General features: G+C 36.8%; 11 protein-coding genes. 7 read left to right on the top strand and 4 right to left on the bottom strand.

Annotation, left to right across the window (positions count from 1 at the left end):
* Nucleotides 1-103: 103 nt before the first annotated feature.
* The 6 genes from JUJ52_RS00170 (at nt 104) to JUJ52_RS00145 (ending at nt 7,232) form a co-directional block, all read left to right on the top strand.
* Nucleotides 104-1,006 carry a DoxX-like family protein gene (locus tag JUJ52_RS00170; protein ID WP_205388486.1) on the top strand — a complete coding sequence of 301 codons (903 nt, stop codon included), beginning with the start codon at nt 104-106 and terminating at the stop codon, nt 1,004-1,006.
* A 13-nt stretch (nt 1,007-1,019) separates the two neighbouring features.
* Entirely contained in the window at nt 1,020-1,634 is a 615-nt protein-coding gene (locus JUJ52_RS00165; RefSeq protein ID WP_026682152.1) for a DUF4166 domain-containing protein, read from the top strand.
* Nucleotides 1,621-3,249: a YndJ family protein gene (locus JUJ52_RS00160; protein ID WP_226983505.1), complete on the top strand. Its 1,629-nt coding sequence runs from the start codon at nt 1,621-1,623 to the stop codon at nt 3,247-3,249. The genes JUJ52_RS00165 and JUJ52_RS00160 overlap by 14 nt, the downstream gene beginning before the upstream one ends.
* 162 nt (nt 3,250-3,411) lie before the next feature.
* Nucleotides 3,412-4,893 carry a D-alanyl-D-alanine carboxypeptidase/D-alanyl-D-alanine endopeptidase gene (dacB, locus tag JUJ52_RS00155; protein ID WP_205388488.1) on the top strand — a complete coding sequence of 494 codons (1,482 nt, stop codon included), beginning with the start codon at nt 3,412-3,414 and terminating at the stop codon, nt 4,891-4,893.
* 532 nt (nt 4,894-5,425) lie between these two features.
* A complete protein-coding gene (locus tag JUJ52_RS00150; RefSeq protein WP_121603754.1) occupies nt 5,426-5,623 on the top strand; it encodes a hypothetical protein in 198 nt (65 codons plus the stop codon).
* Nucleotides 5,624-6,044: 421 nt separating this feature from the next.
* The gene (locus tag JUJ52_RS00145) at nt 6,045-7,232 is read left to right on the top strand and encodes a NupC/NupG family nucleoside CNT transporter (RefSeq protein ID WP_121604828.1); all 1,188 of its coding nucleotides are present in this window, start codon (nt 6,045-6,047) and stop codon (nt 7,230-7,232) included.
* A 293-nt stretch (nt 7,233-7,525) separates the two neighbouring features.
* Here JUJ52_RS00145 and JUJ52_RS00140 read toward each other — a convergent pair whose 3' ends face one another.
* Complete coding sequence (locus tag JUJ52_RS00140) at nt 7,526-8,887, bottom strand: MATE family efflux transporter (protein WP_205388389.1); 1,362 nt, start codon at nt 8,885-8,887, stop codon at nt 7,526-7,528.
* A gap of 104 nt (nt 8,888-8,991) precedes the next feature.
* Here JUJ52_RS00140 and JUJ52_RS00135 point away from each other — a divergent pair, with 104 nt between their 5' ends.
* Entirely contained in the window at nt 8,992-10,068 is a 1,077-nt protein-coding gene (locus JUJ52_RS00135; RefSeq protein ID WP_026682767.1) for an undecaprenyldiphospho-muramoylpentapeptide beta-N-acetylglucosaminyltransferase, read from the top strand.
* Between the two features lie 81 nt (nt 10,069-10,149).
* Here the strand turns inward: JUJ52_RS00135 and JUJ52_RS00130 are convergent, their stop codons facing one another.
* Genes JUJ52_RS00130 through JUJ52_RS00120 form a run of 3 tightly spaced genes read right to left on the bottom strand, consistent with a single transcriptional unit; the run spans nt 10,150 to nt 13,911 of the window.
* Nucleotides 10,150-11,289: a Ger(x)C family spore germination protein gene (locus JUJ52_RS00130; RefSeq protein ID WP_080668752.1), complete on the bottom strand. Its 1,140-nt coding sequence runs from the start codon at nt 11,287-11,289 to the stop codon at nt 10,150-10,152.
* Complete coding sequence (locus JUJ52_RS00125) at nt 11,279-12,400, bottom strand: GerAB/ArcD/ProY family transporter (RefSeq protein ID WP_121604830.1); 1,122 nt, start codon at nt 12,398-12,400, stop codon at nt 11,279-11,281. Before JUJ52_RS00125 ends, JUJ52_RS00130 begins: the two co-directional genes overlap by 11 nt.
* Before the next feature lie 8 nt (nt 12,401-12,408).
* Complete coding sequence (locus JUJ52_RS00120) at nt 12,409-13,911, bottom strand: spore germination protein (protein WP_026682765.1); 1,503 nt, start codon at nt 13,909-13,911, stop codon at nt 12,409-12,411.
* Between the last annotated feature and the right edge of the window lie 27 nt (nt 13,912-13,938).

The raw sequence follows: 13,938 nt of genomic DNA, 5'->3' as shown, positions 1-13,938 counted from the left end.
ACATATAGGTACTTATTATCAAACGAATCGTATGCTTGCCGGATAATTGTGATTATTCCCTAAAAATATATGTTATATTGGAAGAATAAGAGGAGGTGATACTATGAAGAACAAACCAATTTATGTAGAAATACCCATTCAATCGGATACAGAAACAATATGGAAATTCACACAAACACCGGACTTACATGAAAAGTGGGATTTACGTTTTTCATCTATCTCGTATTTACCAAAGGATGAAGTGAAGCAGCAACAAAAATTCTCGTATAAAACGAGAATTGGCTTTGGTTTACAAATAAAAGGCTGGGGGAGAAGTTCCGGAAGCTCCAATACAAAGGATGGATCTAAGGTATCCTCCCTGCAGTTTGGTTCAGATCAGACAGTATCCATTATTAAGGAAGGTGGAGGGTATTGGAAATACATACCGCAACAAGATTCTACACTGTTTCTTACAAAATATAACTATAAAACAAGGTTTGGGTACTTAGGTAAACTGTTTGATTTTTTCATTTTTCGTCCATTGGTGGGATGGGCCACAGCAATCAGTTTTGCTGTGTTAAAAAGGTGGATAGAAGAAGGAGAGATGCCAACAACACAGTATTTACGTTTCTTTAGTAGTTGGTTATTCACCTTGTTATTTAGCTTTATTTGGCTCTATCATGGATTAGCTGCTAAGTTGATACACCAACATCCTGTTGAATTATCAATGGTACAAACGGCACTTTCAATCAATGTAAAACAAGCATCTGTGCTAATTATGATCACTGGAGCGATAGAAGTTATGTTTGGGTTGATGTGGCTATTCTACGAAAATAGAAGATGGTTATACATAATACAAATTGCAATTTTTCCGTTATTAGGAATCATAGCCAGTTTAACAACTCCAGATCAGCTCTTTCATCCATTTAATCCCGTAACGTTTAATTTGGCTTTGCTAGTGGTTTCTATCGTAGGGTTACACACTACTAAGAATATTCCTACAGCAAGAAGCTGTAAGCGTAAGTAAGAAGGAGTTGCAAATGTCTATTTATAAAAAGGTATTAGAAAACCAATTTTATGATCTTCACCCTATGTTACAAAGACGATATGAATTTAAAAGAAATAGTATCTTTAAAGCAACGGGAGTGATGAAATGTGTAAGAGGGGGACCAATGTGGTTATTTCCTATCTTTTGGCTAGGTAAAAAGTATAAATTATTCTTTCCTGAATCTGGAAAGAATATTCCATTTGAAATTGTAAATTCGCAAATAATAGCAAGCGATGGAACCGAACAGGTTCACTGGGAAAGAGTATTTTATTTTAATCATAAAAAGCGCTTTTTTAATGCACGTATGTATCTAAATTCCGAACAAAACCTTATCCAAGATTATCTAGGTGAACCTGCTAAGTTTTATTCCGATTTAGCACTGTCAATAACGAAAGAAGGAGGATTGCGAATTGATTCTAAAAAACAGAGACTCGTATTACCATTTATAGAAATTCCATTACCCAAAATATTTCAGGGATTGGCTACTGTAACGGAAACATATATGGAAACGAAAGCGGTGTACTATATACAGGTTCAGGTTAAAAATCCTATAATTGGAACGGTTTTCTCATATGAAGGGGAGTTTAAAAGCAATGACATTTTTTAAAGTAGCCTGTATGAATAGTGTCTTATTCATTCTGATTATCTTGTATGGAGAAGATTCTTGGTACTTATTAATATTATCTGCAGCACAATTAATTTTTGTGCCATACATGCTGCACATCATTTTAAAAGAACAAAGAGGCTGGATCCCCACTTTTTATCCATATTTTGGAATTGTCGCATCTATAGCCATTTTTGTACTGCAAATAACACAAGATTCTCCAATTGATACAATACTGGCAACCATCTATTTCATGTTTACAATCATGTTGGCAATCCTTGGGGTCAACCGTTTTCTACATAGAGGTTTTGTACATGTCGAGGAGTTTTTAATTGATATTGGACTTATTTATATGGTTATAGGTGGAGCTTGGTTTGTGGCGCATGAAGCACAGATTGATACAGGCTTTTCACCTATTATTACATGGTTAACAGCAAATCATTTTCACTATTCTGCATTTCTATTACCTGTTTCTGTCGGGCTTTTAGGAAGAGTCCATCAATCGAAATGGTATCCATTAGTCGCAACCATTATTATCATTTCACCTATGGTTGTCGCGTTAGGAATTACGTTCTCGGTTATTTTGGAATTCGTGTCTGTCATACTTTATATCATTGGAATATATGGTTTAATTGGCTTATCATTTCAAACTTCGTTCCAAAACACGTTCCAAAAATGGTTTGTCCGTATTTCATACAGTGCATTAGGAATTTCAATACTTTTCTCACTTATATATGCACTTGGGAATCTTTCAGAGCGATTCTTTATTTCCATTGACTTCATGATACTGTTTCATGGCTTGATAAATATCATACTGTTTGCAGGAATAGGTACAATAGGCTGGTTAGTTGCTCCACCATTAAGTAAGCAAAGGGAGATAGTCTTTCCAATTAGTAAGATCAGAGGATCAGTCGTAGTAGACGAATCAATTCTAAATGGAAAGACGGATGAACAAAGTTATAACGGGCTTATAGACTCTATGAAACAATTTGCATATGATATCGATACAGAGACGTTATCCAAAACGATTATCGATTTCTATGAAAATACAAAAAGTTATCGATTATTTGCCGAAGTATATTGGCATCACTGGTTTCTACCCCTGGCAATTATCTATCGACAAATAAGCCGCTTTATAAAGCAATTGAATTTACCTTTATCCAGTAGATGTAACGAAATGACAGGAGATATACACGGGATCGCCGATCATATAGATGGCCGAAGCAATACAAGAGCATGGGTCAGAAAAATCAGTCAAGAGACTGTTTTTGTAGCGTTATATTCCCATCACCAAAGTGGGGAGCGTACTTATATGAATATTGCTTTACCATTGCCTCGTACATCCATGATTGGAATTTTGGAATTAAATCAACAAGGAGAGCATTTGCAGTTAACCAGCAAAAAAGTACGTACAACTAAAGCGGATTCGGGTATTTATTTAGTGATTAGAAATCGGTTATTTAGGTTGCCGATTGAAGAAACCTTTGATGTAGAAGAAGTAGAGGAAGGTTTACTTAAAGCCAGACATCGAATGTGGCTGTTCTCTATACCATTTTTACATATTAATTATCGTATTGAACATAAGCATCTACCACAACTTGAGAGAAAGGTGGAGTAATGTTTGCATCCGTTATTTACTATGCTGTAGTTTGCTATAAAGGAAATGAGTGGATAGGTTGTATATATAGAAGCGCGAAATCTTAAAAAACAGGAATGAAAGACAGTCTTGTGGAAATAATGAATAAGGCCATAAACTTAAGCTATTTTGAGGTGTGTTCTTATGTTTGTACATCCTAAGGGTATAGGGTGGCTGGTTATTTTAGGATTGATCGTTACTGTATGTATAGCTTCTTCTGTGTCTTGCACTGCAACAGCGGCTAATGGAAAAGGAGAGAGCTATAGTATGAAGCAAGAGCTAGATTCATATATCCATAAAGAACCAAAATTAAAGGGCGGATTAATTGGGGTAAGTATTCGACAAGCGGATACAGGCAAAATAATTTATGAGCATATGGGAAATACTCGGTTTCGACCTGCCTCTAATATGAAGTTGTTAACTGCAGCGACGAGTTTATCCGTTTTGGGAAAGGATTATCAATTTTCTACAGAATTACGTACTAATGGGACGATAAAGCAGGGGAGGTTGAATGGAAATCTGTATTTAGTTGGAAAAGGGGACCCTACCTTGTTGCCAGAAACCTTTGACATGTTCGCAGCAAAGTTAAAAGCAATGGATATTGATCATATTTCTGGAGATATAATCGGTGACGATACATGGTATGATGCAGTTCGCCTCTCGCCAGATATGATTTGGAGTGATGAGCATTATTATTATGGTGCACAAGTATCTGCATTAACAGTTTCTCCAGACAAGGATTATGACGCGGGAACTGTCCGTTTAGAAATACAATCAGGTGGAATTGGTGAAAAGCCACAAGTATCCATGTCACCAAAAAACAATTATATAGAAATAAAAAATGAAGCAATAACGGTAAAAGCTGAGCAAGAAGAAGACCTCATCATAGAACGTGAGCACGGGACAAATATCGTATCAGTGTCAGGAATAATCCCTAAAGCCAAAGAGCCGATCAAAGAGTGGATAGCTGTCTGGGAACCCACTGGCTATGCACTGGACTTACTTAAGCAGGCTTTAGTCAAGCAGAATATAACATGGCATGGAGTAGTGAAAAGTGGTGAGGCACCTATAAAATCGAAATTGCTTTTCACGCATTCATCTATGACGTTAGCAGAGCTGCTTATTCCATTTATGAAACATAGTAACAACAGTCTTGGAGAGATTTTAGTAAAGGAAATGGGAAAAAAAGTATACGGAGAAGGAAGCTGGGAGCAAGGAATCGAGGCGCTAAAGAGACAATTAAAGCGGTTTGGTTTGAATCAAGAAAAACTACTTATTCGTGATGGTTCAGGAATATCACATGTAACATTAATACCACCAACCGCAATTACCCAATTATTATACGCTGTTCAAAAAGAAGCGTGGTTTCCAAGCTTTATAAAGTCACTTCCAGTAGCTGGGGATTCTGATCGGCAAATAGGAGGGACGTTACGTTATCGAATGCCTGATTTAGTTGTGCAAGCTAAAACAGGGACAATTTACGGTGTTAGTACATTATCGGGCTATGCTGAAAAAAGCAATAAAGAAAAGCTAATATTCTCCATTATGATTAACAATCTAATTGATGAAGAGGAGGGAAAGGTAATAGAGGATCAACTATTGGAAATTATAGTGGATACAGATTAAAACAACTAAATAAATGAAATAAAAGCTGTTGTAGTAAAGCAATAGCTTTTTTATAGTCTAGGAAATGCCCATGTGGATAAATAGGGGGTTGTTGAGCCGTGTCCAACTCCAACGCCCAGAAATGAGGCGACTTCACGAATTTCCCTACACGATAAGTCACCATCGGCTCGCAAGCACACCATGATTCCTTTATCTCCGTTGACTTGCTCCAGTAGCTACGTTTCTAATCGGGCACTTGCGCTTTTGTTCTTAGTTAAGAAAGTATAAAATCAGTGCAATGACTGCGTTAAGCCAAGTAGTTATTTTGAAATGTTTGATGTATATTGGCAATGCTCCGACTAATTACTTCGCTTTCCGCGGACACGGTCTCAACTAACTTTGCAAAGAAGAACACGTTGCAAAGTGGATTTTCGGCTCGCGCTATTCCCGCAGGAGTCTACGTAATTAGTCTCCGCTATGAGAAGGTGCAACAATTCTTGTCATAAGTAATAGGTTGACTTTTTTACAATGGGTAAAGTGAAAATCGCTATCCGTGAGTATAAAAGCAGCTGTGTTACTTCATGCTAGCGTTGTAGAGCCTGATAATAGCGAAGGCCGGCCACTTCAACTCCTGTGGGAAATGTTTGACCTGAAGATCCACTTTTTTGAGCGGGTTTTGCTAAAAAAGTTAGCTGAAGGACAAACCCCACGGAAAGGGAAGTGGGCAGCCGGAGTGGTGGTCAAGCAGTAGCTATTATTCCATAATAACTACTAGAGGAAGCGTAAATCGGAGCATGTAGTGATAAGGACTGAGCTAATTTTGCTCCGTTTTTTTAATAGTCTAGAAACTATAAAATTAGCCCGTGTGGAAAGATATGGGCGTGTTGAGCCGCGTCCAGAAACTAGGCTGCTTCATGAATTGCACGAATCTAAGTCATCATCAGCTCGCAAGCTCACTGTGATTCCTTTACTTCGCTCTAGTCGCTCGCTTCCGCTTTTGTTTTTGGGATAGAAGCAAAATAATTTGTTTTTTCTATTTAAAAAGGGGAACAAATAAAACAGGATATTTAAATTTACAGAAAAAACAATCTCTTGCATGACGTCTGACAACTTGGTACAATGACCTATGTATCAGAAATAATGAAAACAGTTACAATAGGGAGGAAATCAGTGTGGGAATACTTCTAGGATTACTGGCGATCGTCGTTGTCCTGGGACTAGCATTTTTAATGTCTAATGATAAGAAAAATATAAATTATAAAGGTATTATCATTATGTTAGTCTTTCAGCTGTTGATCACCTTTTTTATGTTCGAGACCAAAATTGGTCAAACGATTATTACAGGAATTTCAGCTGGTTTTAATAAATTAATTGAATTCGGTACAGAAGGGATCAATTTCGTAGTAGGTGGATTCGTATTAGAGGAAGGCGGCGTATTCTTCTTCAATGTCCTATTATTAATCATCTTCTTTGCTACGTTGTTATCCGTTTTAACATATTTACGTATTCTTCCACCACTTATTAAATATTTGGGTGGGTTAATATCAAAAGTGACAGGGCTTCCAAAGGTTGAGTCATTTAATGCTGTAAACAGTATATTCTTTGGACAATCTGAAGCATTGATTGCTATTCGTTCACAATTTCATCATTTAAATGCTAATCGGCTTTATATTGTAAGTGCTTCCGCCATGGGGTCTGTATCCGCGTCGATTGTTGGAGCATATTTGCAAATTTTGCCTAATGACTATGTATTAGTTGCACTGCCTTTGAACATGTTAAGCGCATTAATGATTTCTTCAATAATTGCACCGGTTAAAGTACCGAAAGAAGAAGACGTTGTGGATATTAAAGATGTGACGAATGATAAAAGTATTTTCGAGGCGATGGGGAATGGTGCGCTAGAAGGCGGAAAGATAGCTTTAATTGTAGCGGCAATGTTGATTGCGTTTATTGCTTCATTAGAGCTTGTAAATTGGCTGATTCAATTAATCTTTTCTGGAGCGACACTTCAACAAATTTTGGGGTATATTATAGCTCCTATTGGTATTCTGATGGGGATATCTCCAGGTGAGGTCGTCCAAGCTGGATCAATTATGGGAACAAAAATTGTAACAAATGAATTTGTCGCAATGTTACAATTCCAACCATCGATTGATTCTCTGTCAGAGAAAACCGTTGGTATCGTTTCTGTTTTCTTAACAAGCTTTGCAAACTTCTCCTCCATCGGTATTATTGCTGGAACTGTTAAGGGAATTGATGCAAAGAAAGCTGTGAGCGTATCTGGCTTCGGGCTAAAATTGCTCCTTGGTGCAACTTTAGCATCGATCTTATCAGCTACCGTTGCCGGCTTATTCTTATAAGATATGATAGGTAGGATGATTGGAGTCTAAGACAAATGTAAATAAGAAACAATCAAAAACGAACGATGATTAGTTGAATGAAATTAATTATCGCTCGTTTTTTGATTAGAATAAATATTTTAGCACCTGAAATAAGCGAGATTCCGGTGAAACAGCACGAGTCCGAAGATCCATTTGGTAACGTGTTTTTTTCTTTAACTAGTTAGCTGGTTAATAATGATCACATTTCAAAACATGAACTGAGCTACGATCCGAATAACTTCATACATTGGGACTCGCTTTCATCATCCATGCTAATGCAAATGGGAGGTATGGACAAATTTCCGTTGTAGATAAAGTAAACGCCATAATAGAGCGATAGCTCCCACAGTCAATCCAGTAATTATACCAACCCAATAGCCAAAAGGTTCAAGAACTGTATAGTTTGCTAAAATCCAACCAACCGGTAAACCAATTATCCAATAGGAGATTAACGCCATGATTAACGTAACATTAACATCTTTATAACCGCGCAATGCTCCTTGGATGGGTGCACCAAATGCATCAGCGAGCTGGAAGAAGATAGCATAAAAGATAAATTGCTTTGTAAGCTGGATAACTTCAGGATTTGAATTGTACATGGCGGCTACCCAATCTCTTGTAATATATAATACAAATCCTGCAAAAAGGGCGATAAATATGCCACCACTAATACCGATATATCCATACGTACGTGCATCTAAATATCGTTTGGCACCTATTTCGTAACCTATAGCAATAGTCAGCGCCATTCCAACGCTTAATGGAATCATATAGAGCAAGGATGCGAAATTAATTGCTGCTTGGTGGGCGGCGATAGTATAGGTGCTATATACACTCATAAATAGCGTTACAGCAGAGAAAATGCTTGTTTCAAAAAACATGGCAAAACCAATTGGGATACCTATTTTTAATTGCTCCCACCAATCCTTTGCAGAAGGTTTTACCCAATTCGTCAAAATAGAAAATTTACGAAAAGGGGTAATTTTATAAATAACGGCTAGTGCCAAAATGGATACAAGCCAATAGGTTATCGAGGTTGCAATTCCTGCGCCAATTCCGCCATATGCTGGAATCCCAAATTTACCAAAAATAAAGATATAGTTAAAAAATAAGTTAAGCGGCAAGGATATAAGAATAATGAGCATAGATATCCGTGTTTGCCCTAGTGCGTCGATAAAGCATCTTACTGTATTAAAGATAAAGAGAGGAATTACTCCTGTCCCTAAGGCAATAAGATAATATTTCGCAGTTTGTCGAACCCCAGCTTCGAGTTCCATTAGGTTTAAAACAGGGTTTAGTAATATACCACCAATAGTACATACAATTATGGCAAGAACAATTGATAAATATATTGCCTGCTGTACACTATTGGTAACTTTATTTTCAGAGATAGCTCCTGTGAGATGTGCAATTATGGGAGTAATGGCAAGTAAAATCCCATTTATACCAGTGAAAATAGGAACCCATAAGCTCGTCCCGATCGCGACACCTGCTAGATCTACTGCACCAGCACGACCTGACATGACAGTATCAAATATATTCATTAAGTACATACTCACTTGGGTAATTAGTATAGGAATTAATATTACAGCGAATAATTTTAGTTTTTCCTTTAGCGTTGTTGTCTGATACATAATTCTCTTCCTTTTTCATGTATTTTCTAATAGGATAGAAGAGGAGCGTAAAAATTATTATACCGTTTTATAGAGCAGTTTGGAAGAAAGGACGTTTTCACCTAATGAAAAATAAACGAATACTATTTACTGGAGGCGGATCTGCAGGGCATGTCATTGTTAATTTAGCTCTGATTCCGTACTATCGAGATAAAGGCTGGGACATTGATTATATTGGTTCAAAAGATGGTATCGAACGAAAGCTTATAGGAGAAGTGGATGGTGTAACTTATCATCCTATTTCAACAGGAAAGCTTCGTCGTTATATGTCGATAGAGAATTTGAAAGATCCATTTAAAGTTTTGAAAGGAACAATGCAAGCAGTGAAAATAATTAAGAAACGCAAGCCATCCGTTATTTTTTCCAAGGGTGGATTCGTATCTGTACCTGTCATGCTGGCTGCAAAACTAACTGGTGTACCGGCAGTAGTTCATGAGTCTGATTATACACCTGGTCTAGCAAATAAAATAGCTATACCATTTGCTAAAAAAGTACTAACAACATTTTCAGAAACGAAAAATTATGTGCCAGAAAAAAAATCAGAATATGTTGGAGCAGTAGTACGAGATGAACTATTTCAAGGGAATAGAGAAAAAGGTCTTGCTTTAACAGGGCTTACAAAGGAAAAGCCGATCTTATTAATCATGGGCGGAAGCGGAGGATCACAAAAAATAAATGAAACCGTTCGGGATAGCTTGCCAAAGCTAGTACCATTATTTCAGATCATTCATATTTGTGGTGAAGGTAAAATTGACCATCAGATAAAAGAAAATGGCTACGTCCAATTTGAATATATTACAGATGATTTAAAAGATATCTTTGCAATAAGTGACTATGTTCTATCGCGTGCAGGGTCTAATGCTATCTTTGAATTTCTTGCACTGCAATTGCCGATGCTGCTAATACCATTATCTCGTCAAGCTAGCAGAGGAGATCAGATCATAAATGCAAAATCCTTTGCCGAGAAACGGTATGCAAGAGTGTTAGAAGAGGAATCGTTGTCAGAAGACACGCTTGTACATGAGCTGGAACAATTAAAGGAATTTGCACCAATTATGATCGATACAATGAAGCAATATAAGAGCGAAGAGGCACGAGATCGCGTTATTGAGATACTTACAGAAGTACAGAATGGAAAATAATCGTAGAGCCACTGTCACAAAGGGATAGTGGCTCTGTATTTTTGATCTGTGGCTGTATTTAAATGTTCAAATAGCTCGACCCTATCTAATTGTTCCGTATTCAACGATTTTTACATCGACATTGTAATTCACGTCAATATCTGGGTATTTCTCACGCCATTCATTTTTCTCTAACTCTCCGTTAGCTTTATGCTCTCGGTAAATTTCGCCATATCCAAATGGGTCAGCCTTCATTTCCTGTGTTTTCTCTAAAAGCGCTTCATATTTCTTCTTGATCTGTTTTTCGATTTGTTTTTCCAATTTAGCAATGACACCTTTATTTTCTAATTCCAGTTCTAAAGACATCTCCAGCAAATTCATCTGAATGGTAATGTCTGTTTGAAACCGCAACTGGTTTTTATCCAGCAATTGTGTATTGTTTTTTCCTTTAATAATTCTACCATTTAGATGAATTTCTTCCTCCTTTTGACCGGAAAGACTTTTTTGAAAATAAGGTTTAAGGGGTTCTGATTGTACGCTAATATCAAATGGAGCAGAGTGAATGGTCTTTTGAAATAAATTAATTAGCAAGGCATCATGCAACGTCAGCCTATCGACATAGCTATCATTTTGAAACATAGCTATTCCTGAAAACTTTGGTGTTCCTTCAACTGAGCTGATGATAGGCAGTACGGGGTCCTGCCCCTTTTCAAAATAAGCATGTGTAAAATCATAGAGCTCTGTCTTAGGTATACTATCATCTTGGATCTTTTGATTAATTAGTCCATTCATAAATAGTCCCACATTTATATTTGTTTCCTCTTGTCCTTTTGTTATTACTTCTTTGGCAGTTGTATCTGTTATTGCTAATAGTACTCTGTCAGATGTTCGAGCATCACGAACTAATGTGTTTAAATAGGGGAAAATTCCCTTTTTAGCTACATCCATTCCATAAAGTTCGAGGCGAATCTGCCCGGGAGTTAGTGAGAAACTCGTTTTCGTATTTGCATCGTATCTTGCTTCTTTAATTGTTTTTCCAGTACCTGAAGCAATTTTAGAAATATCTTTTGTCTGTGTATCAAATTGGAAAATAACCAAGGTAGTATCAATTAAATCTTCACCTGAAAGATCAACACCTCTTGCGTTAATAATAGCTAATCGTTCAATTGGTTTCATTTGCATACATCCTGTTACTAAAAACAGGGAGGCAGCTAAAGAAAAGAGCATTCCTTTATTTAGCATGAGTCAGTCCTCCATTCCGTTTGTTTATTCGTTTTTTTACGATGACAAGAATAAGCAATAGAAATGGATACACATAAACGAGCCAAAAACCAAGTTGTGCAGTAAAGTTAATGATGAACTGTATAAGATAGTGCTCTTTTGTAAATATACTGGCAACTGCAAGTATAGCTGCTAAGACATAGAGAGAGTATTTTTGTGGGAAATAATATAAGCGCTTAAGCCCATAGGTAATAGCCCAGCAGCAAAGAATCATATTTGGTAAGGTGACCATCATCCATGCAGTTACGACGATATAGTCAAACCGTTCTACAAAAGAGAATGATTGAATTTTGAACAAACCGAGGACAGACCATTCTCTTGCACTGATCTCCTCAGGTGTAAAAAAACCAGTAACAATAACTGTTGCAGCGAGTACTAGTAGGGCAGACCAGAGTGCCCCTAAATATACAGGTAGTTTTACACTTTTCTTATTTATAACAAATGGATAGATTAAAAACAGGAGCTCTAGCCCACTGAACGTATAAGCGGTACTCCGTGCACCCTTTAGTAATTCTGTTAAGGAGGATTGAAACATTGGCTGGAAATGAGACCAGTCCATTTCCCAGATTGGTTGTGCTAATAATAAGACAAGCCAATGAGAGAGAATGAAAAAAAGAAAACAAACACCAACAACTACTCGAATACCTCCCATAACACTATAAATAATTAAGGCAATTAATAATAATGCCATCAAAAAATTATTTAACCCTGGAAAAATAAAAATCGTTACTACTTCAATATACGTAATCAAAACAGTGAATAGACATAATCCGAAATATACAACATAAATGGCTCCGAGAAGCTTGCCTATCCATGTGCCAAATAGATCTACTTGAATTCCAAAAATATCTGCATTCTGATACTGCTTTAAAATCAAGAACATAGCAATGAGAAGAAATAGGATATAGATGAATGCAATAATGACAGCCAACCATGAATCCCTACCTGTCTCTGCAAATATAATTCTAGGTACTCCCATAATCCCTACACCAATTTGGATAGAGACAATCATAAAGAATAGGTAGAAGGATCGTAGCTGTAGATTTGGTTTTACAGTTAAATTTACTCTCACGCTTTCACCTACTCATCTATATCTTTTTTGCGCTTCGCTTTTTCTTTACTAAAACGGTATAGATCTTTTAAACGGAATGAAGAAAATCGCTTTGTTTGCATATTATAAGGCAGGCGAAATAAGGTTTTATTTAAGTCCTGCCAATTAAGCGGATACACAGGCGATAAATATGGTCTTCCTAATGATGTTAGTTTTAGTAAATGAATAATCAGAAAGCAGATGCCAAACATGATTCCAATAATACCTAAGACACCTGCAAGAACGATCATGGGAAAGCGCAAAACACGAATTGTCGTTCCCATCAGATAACTTGGAGCTGTAAACGAAGCAAGCGCACTTAGTGTAATAAAGATAATTAGAATGTTACTGGTAAGACCAGCCTGTACAGCAGCTGTTCCAACTACAACACCGCCAACGATACCCATCGTTTGTCCAACTTTTGTCGGTAATCTCGCTCCTGCCTCTCTCAGTAATTCGATGAGTAACTCAAGTAAGAAAGCTTCAAAAATAGGAGGAAAGGGTACGTTTGCCCGGGATTGCCCAAGTGAAATTAATAATGGGATCGGAATAATTTCATAATGATACGTTACTGCTGCTACATAAAAAGGAGTTAATAATACAGAAATAAACATGGCAATAAAACGGAGAATTCGAAAGAAACTACCAATATTCCAACGCATGTAAAGATCCTCCGTTGATTCAAAAAAGCTGAATAAAGTAACTGGTGCAATTATACCAGTTGGACTATTTTCAACGAGAACGCCAACGCGACCTTTGGATATAGAATAAGAAAAGCGGTCAGGTAATTCGGTTTCATAGAATTGTGGGAAGATACTAGCGGACGAATCCTCGATTAATTGAATTAAGACTGAACTATCTTCAATTTCATCAATTTCCAGGTCATTTAATCGCTGACGCATGGTTTGAATATCTGTTTCGTTCGCAATTGATTTTAAGTACGCTAAACGTATTTCCTTTGGTGAACGTTCACCAATAACAATCTTTTCTAAAACTAGATCATTCGATAAAATCCCTTTACGAGTTAAATTCATATTTGTGGCAAGAGATTCAGTAAATGCAACCTGTGGACCAAGTACCACGGATTCAGTTTCAGCCTTAGAAAGTGAGCGCTTTTCTTCTTTTTTCAAGGTATAAGAAATAATGGTGGAGTCTTGTTCAATGTAAATAAATACTTCACCTAATAAGATTCCTTTCAATATATCGTCCAAGTTGTCTACCGTTTTTCCAGAACTTAATGGAATATTATTTAATAAAGCTGTTATGGACCAGCTTTCTTTACGCTCTAAAAGTGGTTTTAGTAAAGAGTTTTCTACTTTATTTGTGTCGATGAGATAGGTGATATAAAATACAGCTATCCGCTGGTTTTGATGATTATAGATCGTATAGTTTAAATCGGAATTATGATCAAATTTTTGCTGAAGTATCGCCTGTAGATCCTCTAATTTGCTCGGGAAAATACTACTTGTCTTTTTCTTCTTAGCTCTTCTCATAATTGCCTCCAAATTGTTCCGTTCCTA

The organism is Virgibacillus sp. AGTR (assembly GCF_016919725.2).
Taxonomy (GTDB): Bacteria; Bacillota; Bacilli; order Bacillales; family Amphibacillaceae; genus Virgibacillus; species Virgibacillus salarius.
The sequence above is the reverse complement of the archived record's forward strand: the minus strand, read 5'-3'. Positions and strand labels throughout refer to the sequence as shown.